Source organism: Actinomadura sp. RB99, assembly GCF_014706005.1.
Classification (GTDB): Bacteria; Actinomycetota; Actinomycetes; order Streptosporangiales; family Streptosporangiaceae; genus Spirillospora.
Genome location: NZ_JABMCA010000046.1, coordinates 1 through 20,670, shown reverse-complemented (window position 1 = coordinate 20,670; position 20,670 = coordinate 1). Strand labels below are relative to the sequence as shown.

At 71.6% G+C, this 20,670-nt stretch carries 15 protein-coding genes and 1 pseudogene; 7 read left to right on the top strand and 9 right to left on the bottom strand.

The window, feature by feature from the left end; all coding sequences use genetic code 11:
* Positions 1 to 214 precede the first annotated feature (214 nt).
* Both amrb99_RS32330 and amrb99_RS32325 read left to right on the top strand, forming a co-directional pair.
* The gene (locus amrb99_RS32330; RefSeq protein ID WP_190863260.1) at positions 215 to 769 is read left to right on the top strand and encodes a redoxin domain-containing protein; all 555 of its coding nucleotides are present in this window, start codon (positions 215 to 217) and stop codon (positions 767 to 769) included.
* A 127-nt stretch (positions 770 to 896) separates the two neighbouring features.
* Positions 897 to 1,439 carry a carboxymuconolactone decarboxylase family protein gene (locus amrb99_RS32325; RefSeq protein ID WP_190863257.1) on the top strand — a complete coding sequence of 181 codons (543 nt, stop codon included), beginning with the start codon at positions 897 to 899 and terminating at the stop codon, positions 1,437 to 1,439.
* Positions 1,440 to 1,521: 82 nt separating this feature from the next.
* On the opposite strand, the gene guaA is transcribed toward amrb99_RS32325, so the two are convergent.
* On the bottom strand, positions 1,522 to 3,090 hold the full coding sequence (gene guaA / locus amrb99_RS32320; RefSeq protein ID WP_190863254.1) for a glutamine-hydrolyzing GMP synthase: 1,569 nt from the start codon (positions 3,088 to 3,090) through the stop codon (positions 1,522 to 1,524).
* A gap of 230 nt (positions 3,091 to 3,320) precedes the next feature.
* Here guaA and amrb99_RS32315 point away from each other — a divergent pair, with 230 nt between their 5' ends.
* Positions 3,321 to 4,298: a zinc metalloprotease gene (locus amrb99_RS32315; protein WP_347256946.1), complete on the top strand. Its 978-nt coding sequence runs from the start codon at positions 3,321 to 3,323 to the stop codon at positions 4,296 to 4,298.
* Between the two features lie 1,311 nt (positions 4,299 to 5,609).
* On the opposite strand, the gene amrb99_RS32310 is transcribed toward amrb99_RS32315, so the two are convergent.
* Positions 5,610 to 6,344, bottom strand: a complete 735-nt coding sequence (locus amrb99_RS32310) for a DNA alkylation repair protein (RefSeq protein ID WP_190863251.1) — start codon at positions 6,342 to 6,344, stop codon at positions 5,610 to 5,612.
* A gap of 247 nt (positions 6,345 to 6,591) precedes the next feature.
* On the opposite strand from amrb99_RS32310, the gene amrb99_RS32305 reads away from it, so the two are divergent.
* The gene (locus tag amrb99_RS32305) at positions 6,592 to 7,503 is read left to right on the top strand and encodes a zinc metalloprotease (protein WP_190863249.1); all 912 of its coding nucleotides are present in this window, start codon (positions 6,592 to 6,594) and stop codon (positions 7,501 to 7,503) included.
* A gap of 65 nt (positions 7,504 to 7,568) precedes the next feature.
* Here amrb99_RS32305 and amrb99_RS32300 read toward each other — a convergent pair whose 3' ends face one another.
* Positions 7,569 to 7,955, bottom strand: a complete 387-nt coding sequence (locus tag amrb99_RS32300) for an avidin/streptavidin family protein (protein WP_190863246.1) — start codon at positions 7,953 to 7,955, stop codon at positions 7,569 to 7,571.
* Positions 7,956 to 8,029: 74 nt separating this feature from the next.
* Between amrb99_RS32300 and amrb99_RS32295 the strand changes: the two genes are divergently transcribed.
* On the top strand, positions 8,030 to 8,986 hold the full coding sequence (locus amrb99_RS32295) for a helix-turn-helix domain-containing protein (RefSeq protein ID WP_190863244.1): 957 nt from the start codon (positions 8,030 to 8,032) through the stop codon (positions 8,984 to 8,986).
* A 233-nt stretch (positions 8,987 to 9,219) separates the two neighbouring features.
* Here amrb99_RS32295 and amrb99_RS32290 read toward each other — a convergent pair whose 3' ends face one another.
* On the bottom strand, positions 9,220 to 10,977 hold the full coding sequence (locus amrb99_RS32290) for a GMC family oxidoreductase (RefSeq protein ID WP_194737382.1): 1,758 nt from the start codon (positions 10,975 to 10,977) through the stop codon (positions 9,220 to 9,222).
* 2 nt (positions 10,978 to 10,979) lie between these two features.
* Positions 10,980 to 12,560 carry a succinic semialdehyde dehydrogenase gene (locus amrb99_RS32285; RefSeq protein ID WP_190863240.1) on the bottom strand — a complete coding sequence of 527 codons (1,581 nt, stop codon included), beginning with the start codon at positions 12,558 to 12,560 and terminating at the stop codon, positions 10,980 to 10,982.
* A 289-nt stretch (positions 12,561 to 12,849) separates the two neighbouring features.
* On the opposite strand from amrb99_RS32285, the gene amrb99_RS52655 reads away from it, so the two are divergent.
* The gene (locus tag amrb99_RS52655; protein ID WP_277820095.1) at positions 12,850 to 13,824 is read left to right on the top strand and encodes a TetR family transcriptional regulator; all 975 of its coding nucleotides are present in this window, start codon (positions 12,850 to 12,852) and stop codon (positions 13,822 to 13,824) included.
* A 618-nt stretch (positions 13,825 to 14,442) separates the two neighbouring features.
* Here amrb99_RS52655 and glpD read toward each other — a convergent pair.
* The 3 genes from glpD to guaB form a co-directional block, all read right to left on the bottom strand.
* On the bottom strand, positions 14,443 to 16,179 hold the full coding sequence (gene glpD / locus amrb99_RS32275) for a glycerol-3-phosphate dehydrogenase (RefSeq protein WP_190863235.1): 1,737 nt from the start codon (positions 16,177 to 16,179) through the stop codon (positions 14,443 to 14,445).
* Positions 16,180 to 16,276: 97 nt separating this feature from the next.
* On the bottom strand, positions 16,277 to 17,392 hold the full coding sequence (locus tag amrb99_RS32270) for a GuaB3 family IMP dehydrogenase-related protein (protein WP_190863362.1): 1,116 nt from the start codon (positions 17,390 to 17,392) through the stop codon (positions 16,277 to 16,279).
* Between the two features lie 409 nt (positions 17,393 to 17,801).
* The gene (gene guaB / locus amrb99_RS32265; protein WP_190863232.1) at positions 17,802 to 19,298 is read right to left on the bottom strand and encodes an IMP dehydrogenase; all 1,497 of its coding nucleotides are present in this window, start codon (positions 19,296 to 19,298) and stop codon (positions 17,802 to 17,804) included.
* A 275-nt stretch (positions 19,299 to 19,573) separates the two neighbouring features.
* Here guaB and amrb99_RS32260 point away from each other — a divergent pair, with 275 nt between their 5' ends.
* Positions 19,574 to 19,963, top strand: coding sequence for a DUF5319 family protein (locus amrb99_RS32260; protein WP_190863230.1), 390 nt, complete (start codon positions 19,574 to 19,576; stop codon positions 19,961 to 19,963).
* Positions 19,964 to 20,203: 240 nt separating this feature from the next.
* Here amrb99_RS32260 and amrb99_RS32255 read toward each other — a convergent pair.
* Positions 20,204 to 20,670, bottom strand: a pseudogene (locus amrb99_RS32255) (hypothetical protein); the annotation flags it as partial.

Here is a 20,670-nt window from a genome sequence, read left to right as displayed (position 1 = left end):
CCCCGCCGAGAGGGCCTTTGTGCCGGTCCGGCTGGGTTTGCCGAGATCCAATAAGAAGCTCCTATCAATCTGTTGCGATAGATCGATTTCTCTTTTCTTTGCCGGTAGGGCACGCTGAGTGACATCAGCCGCCGGGTGCCGGTTGCGCCGCGGCGGCCTTCCCACGCCTCTCCGGGCGAGAGGCGCGCCCTTTCTCGTGACAAAAGGAGCATGCGTGCTTACTGTCGGTGACCAGTTCCCCGAGTACGAACTGACCGCCTGCGTCTCGCTGGACCCGGACAACGCCTTCGAGACGATCAACCACAAGTCCTACGAGGGCAAGTGGCGCGTCGTGTTCTTCTGGCCCAAGGACTTCACCTTCGTCTGTCCGACCGAGATCGCGGAGTTCGGCCGCCTCAACGAGGAGTTCGCCGACCGCGACGCCCAGGTGCTCGGCGCGTCCGTCGACAACGAGTTCGTCCACTTCGCGTGGCGCAAGGACCACCCGGACCTGCGCGAGATCCCGTTCCCGATGCTGTCGGACCTCAAGCGCGAGCTGTGCGAGTCCCTCGGCATTCTTACCGAGGACGGCGTCGCGCAGCGGGCGACCTTCATCGTCGACCCGAACAACGAGATCCAGTTCAGCATGGTGACCGCGGGCTCCGTCGGCCGGAACGTCAAGGAGGTCCTCCGGGTCCTCGACGCCCTGCAGAGCGACGAGCTGTGCCCCTGCAACTGGAACAAGGGCGAGGACACCCTCGACGCCGCCAAGCTGATGGCCGGGGCCTGATCCCACCCGCCTCACCCCGCCGGCCGGCCGGTCCGCGCGGCGCCGCGACGCGCCGCGACGCCCGGCCCCGGCCCCCGACGGCCGGTCGCGCGCGCGGCCGGCCGTCCGCAGGAAAGGACTCGACATCATGAGCGTTGACGCGCTGAAGAGCGCCCTCCCGGGCTACGCCAAGGACACCAAGCTCAACCTCGGCTCGCTCACCTCCACCTCGCAGCTCACCGACCAGCAGCTGTGGGGGACGGTGCTGGCCTGCGCCCTCGCCACCCGGAGCGCCACCGTCATCCGCGAGCTGGCCGAGGACGCCGGCGACCACCTGTCCGCCGAGGCGTTCGAGGCCGCCAAGGGCGCCGCGTCGATCATGGCGATGAACAACGTGTACTACCGCGCCACGCACCTGATCGGCGACGAGACGTACGCGACCCTGCCCGCCAAGCTGCGGATGTCGATCATCGGCAAGCCGGGCGTGGACAAGGTCGACTTCGAGCTGTGGTGCCTCGCCGTGTCGGCGATCAACGGCTGCGGCCGGTGCCTGGAGTCGCACGAGAAGGTCGTCCGCGAGGCCGGCCTGTCGCGCGAGCTCGTCCAGGAGGCGCTGCGGATCGCCGCGGTCGTCAACGCGGCCGCCGCGACCCTGGACGCCGAGGCCGCCCTGGCCCCCGCGACCGTCTGACACCTCCGCGAACACGTGAGGGCCCGGGTGCGGATCGCACCCGGGCCCTCACGTTTCCCGCGCTATCGCCTCGCCGCCGAGGTCACTCCCACTCGATGGTGCCCGGCGGCTTGGAGGTGATGTCGACGGCGACCCGGTTGACCTCGCGGACCTCGTTGGTGATCCGCGTCGAGATCCTCTGCAGCAGGTCGTACGGGAGCCTCGCCCAGTCGGCCGTCATCGCGTCCTCGCTGGTCACCGGGCGCAGCACGATCGGGTGCCCGTACGTCCGGCTGTCACCCTGCACGCCCACGGACCGGACGTCGGCGAGCAGCACCACCGGGAACTGCCAGATGTCGCGGTCCAGGCCCGCCCGCGTCAGCTCCTCGCGGGCGATCGCGTCCGCGTCGCGCAGGATGTCCAGCCGGTCGCGGGTCACCGCGCCGATGATCCGGATGCCGAGCCCGGGCCCCGGGAACGGCTGCCGCCACACGATCTCCGACGGCAGGCCGAGCTGCTCGCCGAGCGCCCGCACCTCGTCCTTGAACAGCGTCCGCAGCGGCTCCACCAGCCGGAACTGCAGGTCCTCCGGCAGCCCGCCGACGTTGTGGTGCGACTTGATGTTCGCCGCGCCGGTACCGCCGCCCGACTCCACGACGTCCGGGTAGAGCGTGCCCTGCACGAGGAACTCGACCGGCTCCGCCGCGTCCTCGCCGACGATCTCCCGGGCCGCCTCCTCGAACACCCGGATGAACTCGCGGCCGATGATCTTCCGCTTCTCCTCCGGGTCGCTCACCCCGTCCAAGGCGGCGAGGAAGCGCTCCTGCGCGTCCACGACGTGCAGGTTCACCCCGGTCGCCGCGACGAAGTCCTTCTCGACCTGCTCCGGCTCGCCCTTGCGCAGCAGCCCGTGGTCGACGAACACGCAGGTCAGCTGGTCGCCGATGGCGCGCTGGACGAGCGCCGCGGCCACCGCCGAGTCGACGCCGCCCGACAGCGCGCAGATCGCCCGCTTCCCGCCGACCTGCTCCCGGACGGCCTCGATCGACTCGTCCGCGATGTTCACCATCGTCCAGTTCGGCCGGCAGCCCGCGCCCTCGTAGAGGAAGCGCCGCAGGATCTCCATGCCGTTCTCGGTGTGCAGCACCTCCGGGTGGAACTGCACGCCGAAGAAGCCGCGGTCCCGGTCCTCCATGCCGGCGACCGGCGTCACGTCCGTGCTGGCCGTGACCGTGAACCCGGCGGGCGCCTCGCGCACGAAGTCGCGGTGCGACATCCACACCGCCTGCTCGTTCGGCAGCCCGGCGAACAGCATCCCCGGCGAGGTCACGGCGACGGTCGCGCCGCCGTACTCGGCGACGTCGGAGTTCTCCACCGCCCCGCCGAGCGCCTGCGCCATCACCTGGTGGCCGTAGCAGATTCCGAGGGTCGGCACGCCGAGCTCGAACAGGCCCTCCGGCGCCGCCGGCGCCCCCTGCTCGTACACCGACGCCGGCCCGCCCGACAGGATGATCGCTTTCGGCCGCTTGGCGAGCATCTCCGCCGCCGGCATGGTGGACGGCACGATCTCGCTGAACACATGGCACTCACGGACCCGCCGCGCGATCAGCTGCGCGTACTGCGCGCCGAAGTCGACGACGAGAACGGTGTCAAAGGACTGGTCTACGGCCACCAACAACGCCTTTCGCACGGGCCTGGAAAGAACTCCAGTCTACGGGGCCGCATCCAGGGCCGATGCGCCCGGGCGGGTCACGGCGGTCACATTGGGCGACTGGCCGAAAACGGTCGGCATCCGTTTACCTTGATCACACGCGCAGCAGGACTTCTCTCTGATACGTCTTGATAACGCCCTGTGTCCAGTCGCTGTCCGTACGCATTCAGCAGTCCCTCCCTAGGAGTGTCGTGAAGCTGCTCGCTGCCGCCGCCCTCATCACCGCCCTCGTCCCCGCCGTACCGACCGGTCCGGCCGGAGCGGGCGCCACGGCCGGGCGAGCACACCCCGACGCGCCTCGCGCCGCCGGCCCGAACGCCTGCGCCGCGCCGTCGAACGCCCGGCTCCGGCGGCCCGACGCGCACGTGCGGGAGCGCAACGCCCTCACCCCTTCGGAGTCCGCGAGCGTCGAGCAGCGCCTCGGCCAGGCCCTCAGGGGCCTCGGCCTCGGCGCCATGGACCGGCCGGACGACCAGTCCACCCCGACCGACCTGCGCGCCGCTGGCAAGATCAGCGTCCCGGTGTACTTCCACGTGCTGCACGACGGCTCCACCGGCAACGTCCCCACGTCGGTGGTGAAGCGGCAGATCAGCGTGCTGAACGCGTCCTACGGCGGCCGGTACGGCGGCGCGAACACCCGCGTGACGTTCCACCTGAAGGCGATCAGCCGCTCCGACAAGGCCGCCTGGTTCAACGAGCCGGAGCGCTACGAGGGCACCTACAAGCCGAAGCTCCGCAAGGGCGGCAAGGGGACGCTGAACCTCTACAGCGCCCGCATCGGCGGCGACCTGCTCGGCTGGTCCACCTTCCCGTGGAAGTACAAGTCCGAGCCCAAGATGGACGGCGTCACCATCCACTACGGCAGCATGCCCGGTGGCCCGATCGACAACTTCAACCGCGGGTTCAGCGCGACCCACGAGGTCGGCCACTGGCTCGGGCTCTACCACACGTTCCAGGACGGCTGCGGCGGCAAGGGCGACCGGGTGTCCGACACCCCGGCCGAGCGCGACCCCACCAACGGCTGCCCGTCCGGCAAGGACACCTGCCCGGCCCCCGGCGACGACCCCGTCCACAACTTCATGGACTACAGCTACGACACCTGCATGACCTCCTTCACCGCCGGCCAGGGCGCCCGCATGCACAAAGTCTGGACCGCCTACCGCCGCTAACCCCACCACACACGGCACACAAACGAGGCACGCGCGCCCAACACACACGCACCGCAGCCCCCCAACACGAGCCACCCAGCCCCCAACACGCACGCCACCGCCCCCGCCACCGACCCACGCCACCCGGCCACGCCACGGACACACGCCACGATCGGCCAGCACGCAGCACGCACCCGCAGCACCAACGAGCAGCACTGAGCGCCCCAACACGAGCACTACACGAACGGCATAGCACCAGGCGTCCGGCATCGGCGTCCGGTGTGCAGGCGCGCACAACGTGGGCAGTCCAGCATGACCGCGCAACGTGAGCAGTCCAGCATGAGCGCACGACATAGACGTGCTGGACGTGTGACACGAGCGGCCAGCACGCCCGCAGCATGAGCGCACAGCAGTGGCGGTCCAGCACCAGCAGGCGGCGCGGCCGCACGGCACTCGCCACATGAGAACGAACGAGCGGCCCGAAACCGGTGCTCCAGCACGATCAAGCAGCACGGGCGGCAACGCCTGCTACCGAACACCAGCGGCCCGGCACCAGCCGCCCAGCACCAGCCGCCCGGCACCAGCGGCCTGGCACCAGCGGCCTGGCACCAGCGCGCAGTACCACCGGTCCAGCGCGGCCAGGCAGCAACGTTGGGCAGACGGTCAGCCAACGCGGACGTCCCCAACATCGGGAGTCCACCAGCAGCGCGCAGCACGGCAAGCTGCACCACCACGGGGCCAGCAGCGCAGGGCACGGTCGGCCCAGCACCACGGCGCCCGACACAGAAGCGCAACATCGCCGGACCAGCACCAGCGTCCAGCGGCACGAGTGCACGACACTGGCAGCCCAGCGTGAGCGCACGACACGGGCAGTCCAGCATGAGCGCACAGCATGAGCGCGACACGAGCGGCGGCCAGCGTGCACGGAGCACGAGCGCACAGCACGTCTGCGCAGCATCACCGGGCACCAGTCGCTCGTCACAGACGCCCAGCACCCACGCGCAGCACTGAGCGCTCCAGCACGAGCACTACACAAACGGCACAGCACCGCGTCCGGCACTGGCCGTCCCGCGGCACGGGTAGTCCAGCGTGAGCGCACAACATGGACGTGCTAGGCGGATGTGCGGTACGAGCGCCAGCGCCAAGCGGCACGAGCGCACCGCGCAGCCAAGCGGTACCGGCGATGGGACCGGCGCGTGTCACGGCGGCATTGGCACCAGCGCGGAGCACGCGGGACGGTCACGGGCGGGCAACACGGTCGGGCAGCACGGGCGGGCCTGGCGGGACGCACGGGCGGGCCTGGCGGGACGCGGGTGCGTGAGCGAGCGGGGGTCAGCGGGCCTTGTACGCGGTGAGCAGGCGGTCGGCGTCGGGGGGTGGCAGGCGGCGGACGGCCTCGCGGAACGTGACGCCGGAGACGTCGGCCATGTGCGCCTCCACCCATGCCGTCACCCACGCGGGGTCCTTCTTCGACAGTTCGCGCAGCACCCACCCCAGTGCCTTGCGGATGAAGAACTCCTTTTCGCCTATGAGGATGTCTCCGTATCTGGTGAGCCGGTCCAGGTCGGGGGTTCCGGCGCGGACGCCCGGTAGCAGCGCGAGAAGCGACGTGCGCCGTATCCACATGTCGGGATCGCGGACCCACGCGTCCAGCACCGCGCTCAGGTCGGGGTAGCGGACGATCAAGCGGCCGACGACCCTGTCGGCGAGCTGGTCCACCATCACCCAGCCCGCAGAGTCGCGGATGAGGCGCTCGACCACGGCCAGGTCGCCGGGGACGAGCAACTCCACTCGCTTGGCCAGCACTTCCACGGCCGACATGCGCGCCTCGTGGATGGGACGGCCGTCGTCCGTCGCCGTCCACAGCGCGTCCACGAGCCCGAGCAACTCGTCGCGCGCAGGTAGTACCCTGACCGCCGACACGGCGATCTTCCGCAGCACCGGGACGGGCACTCCGATGTGCGCGAGTTCGCTCTTCAGGTAGCGCTTCTCGCTGTCGGCCCGCACCGGATCGGCCTGGGCGCGCAGCTCGCCCAAGATCCGTTCGGCCTCGTCCTCGGCGTCCATGCGACGACGCTACGCGGTCCGTCCGACAATCCGGCGCCCACGCCGACGGCCCCAGGGCACGGCGCTCACGCTACGCCTCCCGTCTGACATTCCGGCGCTCGCGCTACGGCATCGCATTCAGCATTTCTCGTCCCTATTCGTCCAGGTTTGCCAAAGACGCACTCCTTGTCGGCAATCACCCTGGTTCCAGCGATGACTCCGCTCCCCCGCGCGCCCGTCACCGGACGCGCCGCCCCCAAGGAGTTCCATGAAACGCGCTGGAATCGTCACCGCCATCGGCATGCTCGCCGCGTTCACCGCCTACGCGCCCGCCGCCGCCCCCGCCCTCTCCGCTCCCGTCCCGGGCGCGAAGTGCAGCTCCGAGACGTCCGCCGCGCAGGCCCGCGTCCGTGCCGGCTCCCACGCCACGGAACGGCACCAGCCCGGTGCCGCCAAGGTCGCGGCCATGGAGAAGGACTTCCACGACCGTCTCGGGCAGCTCGCCACGTCCGGCCGCCTCAAGGCCGCCGCCGCCTCGATCACCGTCCGCGTGCACTTCCAGGTCATCACGAGCGGCAGCACGGGCTCGCTGTCCGACGCGACGCTCAACAAGCAGCTCAGCGTCCTCAACGCCGCCTATGCGCCGAGCGGTGTCTCCTTCACCCTCGCCTCCATCACACGGACGAACAACGCGGCATGGTTCTCCGACCCTGAAGGCAACGAGACGGCGATGAAGAACGCGCTCCACACGGGCGGCGCCCAGGACCTCAACCTCTACACCGCCGACTTGGGCGACAGCCTCCTCGGCTGGGCCACGTTCCCCAGCGACTACCGCTCCAAGCCCAAGCTGGACGGCGTCGTCATCCACTACCAGAGCGTCCCCGGCGGATCGCTCACCAACTACAACGAGGGTGACACGGCGACCCACGAGGTCGGCCATTGGATGGGGCTTTACCATACGTTCCAGGGCGGCTGCAGCGGCCAGGGCGACCGGGTGTCCGACACCCCCGCCGAGCAGAGCCCCGCCTCGGGCTGCCCCACCGGCCGCGACACCTGCTCCTCGTCCGGCCTGGACCCCATCCACAACTTCATGGACTACAGCTACGACTCCTGCATGTACGAGTTCACGCCCGGCCAGACCCAGCGCATGAGCGACCAGTGGGCCGCCTACCGCGCCTGACACCCGGCCCGGTTCCGGCGCCGGAGACCCACCCCCTCCGGCGCCGGGCACGCCCCTTCACGGCGTTATACGCGAGCGAAGGTGTCGGCGTTGGTCAGGACGGCATGCGCCCATGGCAGTTCGATCAGCTCGGGCGCCCGTCCCGGCGCGGGCGGCTTCACCGCCTTATCGGACACCACATGCCACATCGTCTCCAGCCGTCCGTCCCGCAGGAGTCCGGTGAAGGAGGCGACGGCGTCGCCGTGCGGCCCGGAACGGCCGAACGCGAAGTGTGCGCACGCGCCGACGTGCAATCCCGTGATCTCGGCTTCCTCGCCCGCGAACGCGCTGTCGACGAGGGCGGTGCGGAAGGTGCCCCGCAGCCTGCCGCCGGCGTCGTCGGTGATGACCAGCGTCGACCCGTACTGATTGCGCCACGTGCCGATCCAGCTGACGGTGTTGTCGTTGCTCATTCCTCCACGATCACGGTCGCTCGTCTCCCGAACCAGTGGCTGGAAAGTCGCGATGCGGGACTATCCTGCCGACCATGCTCCACCGCGTCGCGGCGCTGGTGACGCCGCCCCAGTCGACGTTCGAGCTGGGATGCGTCGCCGAGGTCTTCGGCATCGACCATCCCGGAGTCGAGACCCGCTACTCCTTTCGCGTCTGCGCCGAGGAGCCCGGGGCCGTGGCGACCAAGGCGGGCTACCGCATGTTCGTCGAGCACGGCCTCGGGCTCCTCGCTGAGGCGGACTCGGTGTTCCTGACCGGGTGGCCCGACCGGGAGGCGCGGCCGTCTTCACGCCTCGCGCGCGCCCTCAGGAAAGCCCACGAACGCGGCGCCCGCATCGTCGGCGTCTGCTCAGGCGCCTTCGCACTCGCCGCTATGGGGCTCCTCGACGGCCGTACCGCGACCACCCATTGGCGCATGGCGGACGAACTCGCCGGGCGCTATCCCGATGTGACCGTCCAGCCTGACGCGCTGTACATCGAGCATGGTGACGTCGCCACGAGCGCGGGCACCGGCGCGGCGATCGACCTCGCGCTGCAGCTCGTCCGGCGCGACTTCGGTGCCGCCTACGCCAACGACATCGCGCGGCACATGGTGCTTCCGCCGCACCGTGATGGCGGCCAACGCCAGTACTCCCGCGTCCCGCCCTCCAGGGACGTCGGCGACGAACGGACGCTCTCCTCTGTCCTCGAATGGGCCGAGGCGAACCTGCACAGGCCGATCACCATCGACGAACTCGCCACGCGGGCCGGGGTCTCGCCGCGCACGCTCGCGCGCCTGTTCGACCGGCGTCTCGGCACGACACCGGGACGATGGCTGCTCCGGCGCCGCATCCAAAAGGCATGCGCCCTGCTCGAACGGACGGACGCGACCATCGAGTCCGTCGCGTCCGCCACCGGCTTCCCGGACACGTCGAACTTCCGCCGCCGCTTCGCCGACGAGATGGGCACGACCCCGAGCACCTACAGGCGGACGTTCTCCGTTCCTCGCTGAGGCACTCCAAGATCATGGCCGAGCCCGGAAACGGCCTGGCGACCAGCAACGATGCGCCCGGCCATTCGCACGGCCAAGGGCTCCGCCGCCGAGCCTGACGGAGAGTTATCCACAGAACGACGTTCCACTTCCCCGGCCATCGGCGGGGCGTGAGCATGGGACGCGGTGGGCCTACCAGGAGGCACCGGCCGCGCTCCGGTTCGGAGGCGGGGACGAACCGGAACGCGAACCGGTCAGGTGATCTCGACGATAGGAAGGTGGAGTGCCGCTGGAGCATCCGCTGGAACGACGGGATTCTTCGGAAGGACGGGGGTGATTCTTCGATAGGTGCCGCCCAGCTCGGGGCGGGTGTCGGCCTCGCCCCGGTTGGGCCAGAAGGACATCGCGCGTTCGGCCTGCGCGGTGATCGTAAGGGACGGGTTGACGCCGAGGTTGGCGGAGACCGCCGAGCCGTCCACGATGTGCAGGCCGGGGTGCCCGTACACCCGGTGGTAGGCGTCGATGACGCCGGATTCGGCGGAGTCGCCGATGGCGCAGCCACCGAGGAAGTGCGCGGTCATCGGGACGTCGAACAGATCGCCCCAGGTGCCGCCGGCGATCCCGCCGATCTCCTCGCCGATCAGCCGGGTCGCCTGGTGCCCCTCGGGGATCCAGGTGGGGTTCGGCTCCCCGTGCCCCGCGGACGCGCGGACGTCCCAGCCGAACGGGCCCCTCTTCGGGCGGAGCGTGATCGAGTTGTCCCGGGTCTGCATGACCAGTGCGATCACGGTCCGCTCGGACCAGTGCCGGACGTCGAAGAGCTGGATGAGGTCACGGGGGCGGCGCACCGCCTCGCGCGCGAACTTCAGGATCCTGGGGGTGTGCCGCTCACCGGGCCTGTCCCCGTCGATCAGCAGGGTCTGCAGCCCGGCGAGGAGGTTGGACCCGCGGCCGTAGCGGACGGGCTCGATGTGGGTCTCGGGAGTCGGGTGGAAGGAGGAGGTGATCGCCACGCCCTTGGAGAAGTCCGGGCCGGGCGTGCCGTTGCGGCGGCCGCCGCCGAGGATGGCCTCGGAGTTCGTCCGGGTCAGCGCGCCGAGCCGATCGGACAGGCGCGGCAGCAGGCCGGTGCTCTTCAGCTTGTGGAGCAGCTTCTGCGTGCCGTAGGTTCCGGCGGCGAACACCACCTGCCCGGCGGTGAGCGTCCTGCGGTTGCGCCCGAACGAACCGGTCCGCACGATCTCGACCGCGTAGCCGCCGCCCGCCAGCGGCTTCACCGAGGTCACGCGGCTGAGCGGCATCACCCGGGCGCCGGCCTTCTCGGCGAGGTACAGGTAGTTCTCGGTGAGCATGTTCTTCGCCCCGTGGCGGCATCCCACCATGCACTCGCCGCACTCCAGGCAGCCGCGGCGGCGCGGGCCCTCGCCGCCGAAGAACGGGTCGCCGCTCTCGACGCCCGCGCCACGGCCGAAGAAGACGCCCACCGGAGTCTTGACGAAGGTGCCGGCCGCGCCCATCCGGTCGGCCACCTTCCTCATGACCTTGTCGGCCTCGGTCGTGGTCGGGTTCTCGACCACGCCCAGCATGCGCTTGGCCTGGTCGTAGTAGGGGGCGAGCTCCTCCTGCCAGTCGGTGATGTGCGCCCACTGCCGGTCCTGGAAGAACGGCGCGGGCGGCACGTACAGGGTGTTGGCGTAGTTCAGCGACCCGCCGCCGACACCCGCGCCGGCCATCACCAGGACCCGGCTGGACTTCGCGCCGCGGATCAGGTGCAGCCGCTGGATCCCGGTGAGGCCCAGCGCGGGCGCCCACAGGTACCGGGAGACGCGCCAGTTCGTCTTCGGCAGCGCGGGGTACCGGGCGCCGGGCGCCGCGAACGGGGCGGTGTCGAAGCGGCGGCCCGCCTCGATCACACCGACCTTGTACCCCTTCTCGGTCAGCCGCAGCGCCGAGACGCTGCCGCCGAACCCTGACCCGACGACGAGCACGTCGAAGTCGTGCTTCACGGCCATCCTTACTTGATCCGCAGCTTCTTCATCAGCTTGATGCCGGTGGCCATGAAGTCGGCGAACCTGTCATAGCCGAGGGACCCGGGCGGCTCGAGGTCCATGATGTGCTGGCTCGCGACGGTCTGCACCTCGGTGAACTTCAGCATGCCCTCGGCGCCGTGGCGGCGGCCCACGCCGGACTGCTTCATCCCGCCCATCGGGGAGTCGTAGGACGCGTAGGCGGCGCCGTACCCGTCGTTGATGTTGACGGTGCCGGCCTGGATCCGGGCGGCGAGCCGGCGGCCGCGCGCGGGGTTCTTCGTCCACACCGACGCGTTCAGCCCGTAGGCGGTGTCGTTGGCGCGGGCGACGACCTCGTCCTCGTCCCGGTACTTGTAGATCGCGACGACCGGGCCGAACGTCTCGTTGGCGCACAGGTCCATGTCGCCGTTGACGTCCGCGAGGAGCGTCGGCTCGTAGAACAGCGGGCCGATGTCGGGCCGGGCCTTGCCGCCGGCGAGGACGGTCGCGCCCTCCTTGACGGCCTGGTCGACGTGCCGCGTCACCGCGTCCAGCTGGCGCTGATAGGTGAGTGATCCCATCTCGGCCTCGAAGTCGAGGCCCGTGCCGAGCTTCATGCCCTTGACCAGCTCGACGAGGCGCGGGACGAACCGGTCGTAGATGTCCTCGTGGACGTACATCCGCTCGATCGAGATGCACAGCTGCCCGGCGTTGGTGAAGCACGCGCGGACGGCGCCGCGCGCGGTCCGCTCGATGTCGGCGTCCGCCATCACGATCATCGGGTTCTTGCCGCCGAGCTCCAGCGAGTACGAGACAAGACGGGGGGCGACGCGCTCGGCGATCGCCTTGCCGCCCCGGGTGGAGCCGGTGAACGACACGTAGTCGGCGTTGTCGATCAGCGGGTCGCCGATCTCGCCGGGGTCGCCGACGACGATCTGCCACACGTCGCGCGGCAGCCCCAGCGCGACCAGCAGGTCCAGCACCCACAGGCTGGACAGGCACGTCTGGGTGTCCGGCTTGTGGATCACCGCGTTGCCCGCCATGATCGCGGGCGCGATGTCGCTGGCGCCGAGCGCGAAGGGGTAGTTCCACGGCGAGATCAGCGCGACGACGCCCTTCGGGTGCCGCAGCTCCTGCACGCGGGTGAGGCCCGGCATCATGCCCTGCCTGCGCCGCGGCTTCAGCAGCTTCGCGGCCCGGCGCGCGTAGTAGAGCGAGCACAGCGCCACGTCGAGGAACTCCTCCATCGCGTGGCGGCGGGCCTTGCCGGTCTCGAGCTGGATGATGTCCAGGATCTCCTCGCGCCGGTCGACCAGCGCGTCCGACAGCCGCAGGAACGGCTTGACGCGCTCGCTCACCGGCAGCGCGGCCCACGCGCGCTGCGCCTCGCGGGCGCGCTCGTAGGCGGCCCGGACGTCGTCGGCTCCGGACTGAGGGACCGTCGCGAGCGGCTCGCCCGTGAACGGACTGGGGATCGTCACCGTCTCGGCGCCGCCCGAAGCGACATGGGAGGCCAGCCGGTCGATCAGGGACTGCGGGAGCTCGTGCTCTGCCTCGCCTTTGGCAGGGACCGTCGGGGATGCCATGCAGGCAGGGTATGACCCCCTGGCCATTCTTGGCTACCCGCAGGTAACAGGGCACTTGCCGTGAAATGCCCCACCTTCCATGGGTTTCTCCGTCGGGCACTGACAACCGCCCACCGAACGGACCGTTCCAACCCCGGCGGAGTTGCGCAACTCCGGGACTGACCGCGTCCGGCCGGTGTATTCCGAGAACAGGAGGAGAATCCGGCGCCCATCCCGCCGCTCCCGGACGTCCGCTGCCGCGCGTCAGGAGCGCCGTGGACGCGCGCCATGGCAGCGGAGGGAACAGCACATGAACGACGCCCACGGCGACCTACGGCCCGAGGGTGACCCGACGGACGCGAGCGACCCCCGCACCCCGCGCCCGCCCAGCGGCGGCAGCACGACCCCGTCCGCACCCCCCACAGAGACCACCGCCGGTACGGCCACTCTCCCGGACGGCCCCGCCGTCGGCGGAGCACTCGCCACGACCACCCTCACCGAGGAACCGGGCGAGTCCGGCAACGGCACGTCCCCGCGCACCGCCGTTCCCGCCGCCCGGCCGGGCGAGCCGGAGAGCGGAAGCCAGGCACCACTGCCTCCGAGCTTCGGCGGCTCTCCCGTGGCCACCGAGCCGCGGACGCTCCAGCGCGACGCCGGCCGGCCACAGCAGCCCACCCGCGGGACGGGACGAGCGGGCCATATGAATGCACGGCAGGAGCGCCGGGAACAGACACGGACCGCCCTGCTGTCCGCCGCCGAGCGCCTGTGGGCCGAGCGCGGCATCCACGGCGCCTCGCTCGACGACATCGCCGCGGCGGCCGGCCTCACCAAGGGAGCGGTGTACTCGAACTTCGCCGGCAAGACGGACCTGCTGCTGGCGCTGCTCGAGCGCTTCACCAGCGACCGGCTCGGCACGGACGTCTGCGACGAACTGCGGTCCGCCGACCAGGCGCGCGACGACGACGAGCGCACGGGCCGCAACACCTCGCGCGACGGCTCCGACGACCGCGCCCGCCGACTCGCGCTCCTGCTGGTGGAGTTCTGGCTCTACGGCATGCGCGACTACGCGGCGGGCTGGCGGATCGCCGACTGGTACGCCGAACGCCGCGCCCACCTGGCGAGCGAGTTGCGCGACGTGGACGGCATCGCCCCGTCCGAGCGCGCGGCGCTCGCGATGGCGCTGGACTTCGGGCTGGCCTTCCAGCACCTGCTCGACCCCGACCGCGTCCCCGCCGACCTCTACTCGACCGGCATAGACCTCATGCTGGGCCGAGCAGCCAGCTAGCCGGCCCGTCCGGGCCCACAAGACCCGGTCGACCAGACACACCCTCGCCGGTCGGCCCGCGCAGCCGTCCCGCAACCCGCCAGCCTGCCCGGTCGACATGGTCAGGCGACACGGTGGACCAGCGCAGAAGATCGCCCGCCCAACCGGCTCGCCGAAACCATCGGTTGGGCGGGTCGACCTGCGTGGTCGAGTGGCGCAAGCGATGAGACCAGCCGCTACACCCAAACGCCCCAGCCAGCCCGCCCTGTTGGCTTGGTCGGGCCCACGTCCGGGCCACCCAGCTGGTGGGTTGGCACCGCCGGTCGACGAGGCACAACCGGCGGTGCCAACCCACCGACAAGCCCGTCCGCGGCCTTGTCGTGTGGACGGTCGGACTCTCGGGGGCAGCCGACACCGCGTGTTGGGTGCTCGACCGGCGCGGTCGGCTAGCACTCGCGGCCGGGCCGGGTGGCATGGCCAGGGCGCGGGCGGCGGCACGGGCGGTGGCGCATGGCCGGTCGGCGCATGGCCGGTCGGCGCATGGCCGGCCGCCGCATGGCCAGCCGGCGCATGGCCAGCCGGCGCATGACCGGCCGGCGCATGACCGGCCGGCGCATGGCCGGGGTGCGTGGGGTGGGGTCAGATGGCGGTGGGGACGATGTCGGGGGCGCCTCGGCGGCTGGCGTCGGCTTCCTGGTCGTCGTCCTGGGTCTGGGAGGCGCGTTCGGCCTCGACGCGCTTGCGGTAGTACTCGATCTCGCGGTCGCGCTGCTTCTTCGACCAGCCGAGGACGGGCGCGAGGAGGTCGGCGGCCTCCTGGGCGACGCCGACGCCCCGGTCCCACGTCTCGATGGAGATGCGGGTGCGGCGGGCGAGGACGTCGTTGAGGTGGCGGGCGCCCTCGTGGGTGGCGGCGTAGACGACCTCGGCGCGCAGGTAGTCGTCGGCGCCGGACAGGGGCTTGCCGAGGTCCGGCTTGTCGGAGATGAGGTCGAGAAGGTCGTCGGTGAGGGTGCCGTAGCGGCCCAGGAGGTGCTCGACGCGGGCGACGTGCACGCCGTAGCGGGACGCGAGGCGGTGGCGGGCGTTCCACATGGCCTGGAAGCCGTCGCCGCCGACGAGCGGGATCCGGTCGGTGCAGGACTCGGGGATCTTGCCGTCGAGGCCGTGCGCGACGGCGTCGATGGCGTCCTTCGCCATGACGCGGTACGTCGTGTACTTGCCGCCCGCGACCAGCACGAGGCCCGGGACGGGGTGCGCCACGACGTGCTCGCGGGACAGCTTGGACGTCTCCTCGGTCTCGCCGGTGAGCAGCGGCCGCAGGCCCGCGTAGACGCCTTCGACGTCGTCGTGGGTGAGCGGGGTGTTCAGGACGGCGTTGACGTGGTCGAGGACGTACTCGATGTCGGCCTTGGACGCGGCCGGGTGGGCCTTGTCGAGGTCCCAGGCGGTGTCGGTGGTGCCGATGATCCAGTGCCGTCCCCACGGGATGACGAACAGCACGGACTTCTCGGTGCGCAGGATGACCCCGGTCGAGGAGTGGATGCGGTCCTTCGGGACGACGAGGTGGATGCCCTTGGACGCCTTCACGTGGATCTGGCCGCGCCCGCCGACGAGTTCCTGGATGTCGTCGGTCCAGACGCCGGTGGCGTTGACGACCTGCTTCGCGCGGACCTCGCTGGTGGTGTTGGCCTCCAGGTCGCGGATGCGCAGCCCGGTGACGCGCTCGCCCTCGCGCAGGAGGCCGAGGACCTGGGTGCGGGACGCGATCTGCGCGCCGTACTCGGCGGCGGTCCGCAGCACCGTCATGACGTAGCGGGCGTCGTCGACCTGCGCGTCCCAGTACTGGATGGCGCCGGTGAAGGCGTCCTTGCGCAGGGACGGCGCGAGCCGCAGCGCGCCGCGGCGGGTCAGGTGCCGGTGGTGCGGGACGCCGCGCGACATGCCCATCTGGAGCGACAGGAGGTCGTACAGGGCGACGCCGGCGCCGAAGTAGGCGCGTTCCCACACGTGGTGGGTGGTCGGCAGGAGGAAGGGGACGGGGCGGACCAGGTGCGGCGCGATCTGCTGCAGCAGCAGGCTGCGCTCGGTGAGCGCCTCGCGGACCAGGTCGAAGTTGTACTGCTCCAGGTAGCGCAGCCCACCGTGGATCAGCTTGGATGACCGGGACGACGTCCCGGACGCGAAGTCGCGCGCCTCGACGACCGCGACCGTGAGCCCGCGGGTCGCGGCGTCCAGTGCGGCACCGGCCCCGACGATCCCGCCGCCCACGACCACGACGTCGAATTCCTCGCGGCCCATCCGGTCGAGCGCGGCGGCCCGCTCGGCGGGGCCGAGCCGTGAGCTGCCGAGGCCGGTCACCGGTGATCCCGTCATCGCGATTCCCCCCAGATCGGTTCGTTTACGAGCAGTACCTACCCAACAGTAGGGTCGGGTCCACCCGCGAAACGCCCGATTCGGCGTGGGGTCGCTCTCAGTCGGTGGACCGGCGCGGCGCCACTACCACCTGTACCCGCTGGAACTCCTTCAACTCCGTGTACCCGGAGGTCGCCATCGCGCGGCGCAGCGCGCCGATCAGGTTCATCGAACCGTCCGCGACGTGCGAGGGGCCGTGCAGGATCTCCTCCAGCGAGCCGATGGTGCCGAGGTTCAGGCGGGTGCCGCGCGGGACGTCGCCGTGGTGGGCCTCGCTGCCCCAGTGGTAGCCGCGGCCGGGCGCCTCGCTGGAGCGGGCGAACGGAGAGCCGACCATGACGGCGTCGGAACCGCAGGCGAACGCCTTGGCGATGTCGCCGCTGTTGGTCATGCCGCCGTCGGCGATGACGTGCACGTACCGTCCGCCGGACTCGTCCATGTAGTCGCGGCGGGCGGCGGCGACGTCGGCGACGGCGGTGGCCATCGGGACGGCGACGCCGAGGACGGTCCGGGTGGTGTGCCCGGAGCCGCCGCCGAATCCGACGAGGACGCCGGCGGCGCCGGTCCGCATCAGGTGCAGCGCGGCGGTGTAGGTGGAGCAGCCGCCGACGATGACGGGGACGTCGAGGTCGTAGATGAACTGCTTGAGGTTCAGCGGCTCGGCGCGTCCGGACACGTGCTCGGCGGACACGGTGGTGCCGCGGATGACGAACAGGTCGACGCCCGCGTCTATGACGGCCTTGTGGAACTGGGCGGTGCGCTGCGGGGACAGCCGCGCGGCGACGGTGACGCCGGCGTCGCGGATCTCCTGGATCCGGCGGCCGATCAGCTCCTCCTGGATCGGCGCGTTGTAGATCTCCTGGAGCCGCTGCGTGGCGCGGGCGTCGTCCAGCTCGGTGATCTCGGCGAGCAGCGGCTCGGGGTCCTCGTAGCGGGTCCACAGCCCTTCGAGGTCGAGCACGGCGAGGCCGTCCATCCGGCCCATCGCGATCGCGACGGCGGGGCTGACCACGCTGTCCATCGGCGCGACAACCAGCGGCATCTCGAACCGGTAGGCGTCGATCTGCCAGGCGACGCTGACCTCCTCGGGGTCGCGCGTGCGGCGCGACGGGACGATGCCGATGTCGTCGAAGGCGTACGCCCGCCGACCGCTCTTGCCCCGGCCGATCTCCACCTCAGCAGCCACTGCGCCCTTCCTCCACCTCGCGGACAAGCGTGGTGTTCCCGCCGGCGGCGGGAACAAGCCCCGCAAGAGCTTACGGCAGCCCGCGACCCACCCCGCGACCAGGACGGATCCACCCCCGGCCGCGGACGCCGCCGCCTGGTGCCCGTACTAGGCCGAGCGGGGCGACGGCGGACGTGCCAGAGGCGACGGCGGACGTGCCCGGGTGGGCGACGGCGGACGTGCCCGGGGGCGACCACGGACATGCCCGGGGCGCGACCGCGGACGTGCCGGGAGGCAACGACAGACGTGCCCGGGTGGGCGACGGCGGACGTGCCCGGGGGGGGCGCGACCGCAGACGTGCCCCGGGGGCGCTAGGGGTGCCGGCGGACGGGCCGGGGGGCGGCGACGCGGACCGGCGTCAGCGGCCCTGGTAGTTGGGGGCCTCGACGGTCATCTGGATGTCGTGCGGGTGGCTCTCGCGCAGGCCGGCGGGGCTGATGCGCATGAGCTGGCCGCGTTCCTGCAGCTCGGGGATGGTGCGGGTGCCGGCGTACCACATGGACTGGTGCAGGCCGCCGACGAGCTGGTGCGCGACGTTGGCGAGCGGGCCGCGGTAGGGCACCTGGCCCTCGACGCCCTCGGGGATCAGCTTCTCCTCGGCGGTGACGTCGGCCTGCGCGTAGCGGTCCTTGGAGAAGGAGCCGCCCCGCTCGCGGTTGCGCATCGCGCCGAGCGAGCCCATGCCCCGGTACGACTTGTACTGCTTGCCGTGCACGAAGATCAGCTCGCCGGGGGACTCCTCGACGCCGGCGAGCAGGCTGCCGAGCATCACGGTGTCGGCGCCCGCCACGAGCGCCTTGGCGATGTCGCCGGAGTACTGCAGGCCGCCGTCGCCGATCACCGGCACGCCGGCCTCCTTGGCGGCGCGCGCGGCCTCGAAGATCGCGGTGAGCTGCGGGACGCCGACGCCGGCGACGATCCGGGTGGTGCAGATCGAGCCGGGCCCGACGCCGACCTTGACCGCGTCCGCGCCCGCGTCGATCAGCAGCTTCGCGCCCGCGTAGGTGGCGACGTTCCCGCCGACGACCTGGACGGACGCCTGGGTCTTGATCGTGGCGATGGTGTCGGCGACGCCCTTGGAGTGGCCGTGCGCCGTGTCCACGATGATCACGTCGGTGCCGGCCTCGATGAGCGCCCGCGCGCGCTTGATCGCGTCCTCGCCGACGCCGACCGCGGCGGCGACGAGCAGCCGGCCGTCGGCGTCCTTGGTGGAGTCGGGGTACTGCTCGCTCTTGGTGAAGTCCTTGGTGGTGATCAGGCCCTTCAGCCGGCCCTCGGCGTCCACCAGCGGCAGCTTCTCGACCTTGTTGCCCGCCAGCAGCCGGAACGCCTCGTCCCGCGACACGTCCACCGGCGCGGTGACCAGCGGCATCGGGGTCATGACCTCGCGCACCGGACGGGACAGGTCGGACTCGAAGCGCATGTCGCGGTTCGTCACGATGCCTACCAGCACGCCCCGGACGTCCGTCACCGGCACGCCGGAGATCCGGTAGTGGGCGCACAGCTCCTCGACGTCGGCGAGGGTCGCGTCCGGCAGACACGTCACCGGGTTGGTGATCATCCCGGCCTCGGACCGCTTCACCCGGTCGGCCTGGCCGGCCTGCTCCTCGATCGACATGTTCCGGTGCAGCACGCCGATGCCGCCCTGCCGTGCCATCGCGACCGCCGTGCGGGCCTCGGTCACCGTGTCCATCGCCGCCGACACCAGGGGGATCCGCAACGAGATCTCGCGGGTCAACCGGGTCGTGGTGTCGGCCTCCCCCGGCTGCAGGTCCGAGTAGCCCGGCAGCAGCAGCACGTCGTCGAAGGTCAGGCCCTGCGGGAGGAATTTGGCGGGCTCGGCGGCGGGGTTCATGGTTGCCTTCCGTAGTGGTGGCGGTATCCGGCCAGGTCACGGCGACCCTGTCCCCATGGTAGGCCGTCGTCCCGCGCCGGGACGGGCTGTTGCGGACACCGGGCACGTGGCCTTGATGACACCCCGTAACGCGCGCCCGGCCCGGCCGCATTCCCCGCGGGACGGGCGTTCCGGGCCTGCCCGCGGGTGCCTCGACGGCCACGAAGAGTGATTGTTCGCGCACAGAGGAGACCGGGGCGTGCACCTGGCGGGGCGGCGCGCAGTAGCGTAAGGGTGTGCACGACGATGCCCCGCTCGACCCGTTCGCCGGAGACCCGGAGGATCCGGCGGCGTCGCTCGGCGACCCCGGCGAGGACGCCGCGCCGCTGAGCGTCGCCGAGCGCGAGGACGTGCTGGCCGATCTCGCCGACCTGGAGGTCTTCCGGGCGCTGCTGGAGCCGCTCGGCGTCCGCGGCCTCACGGTCGACTGCGCCGACTGCGGCAAGCTGCACTACATCGACTGGGAACTGCTGCACGGCAACCTGCGCCATCTGCTCGACCAGGGCCTGCCGCGCGTGCATGAGCCAGCCCTCTCCCCCGATCCGGTCGACTACGTGAGCTGGGAGTACGCCCGCGGCTACGTCGACGGCGTGATCGACAGCGAAGAGGGCCGCGAGGAGAACTGACCGGCGCCCCGCAGCTGAGCACCGGCACGCCACGGCCGAGCACCGGCACCCCACAGCAGAGCACCGGCACGCCACGGCCGAGCACCGGCACCCCACAGCAGAGCACCAGCACCCTACGCCGAGCGTCGGCACCCCACGGCCAAGTGTTGGCACCCCACGGCCGAGCGTCGGCGCGCCGCGCGGCCCGGTGGTCTGGGCGTCGTCCGTAGGCACCCGGACGGCGGGGAAAGCGGCGGGGGCTTACTCCGGGTCCGGGCGCTCGTACGGGCTGAGGCGCTGCTGGGTGCGCCTGCGGATGTCGTCGATGGTGCGGCGTGGCTCGTCGTCGGACGGGATCTGCGGGAGCGCGGGACGGATCGCCGGGGCCGAGCGCGGTGCGTCCGGACGGCGCGACGCGGACCTGCGGGGGCGCTCGGCGTCGCGGATGATCTGCTCCAGGCGGCGCTTCATGCGCTCGTAGTCCCGGCGACCCGGATCGTCGGCGGCGGGCGCCTTGGCGCCGGGACGCGCCGGGGCGGCCGGGAGGGGCGGGACGGTCGTGGGCGCGGGCGCCGGAGCCGGGGACGAGGTGCCCGGGGCGGCGTGGGTGCCCGCGTCGGTGTCCTTGGCGCGCGGTTCGGCGGAGCCGGACACGCCGGCGCCGGCGGGCGGGGACGCCGCGGCACGCTCGGTGATGCCGCCGCCCGCGGCGGCGACGCCGGTGCTGG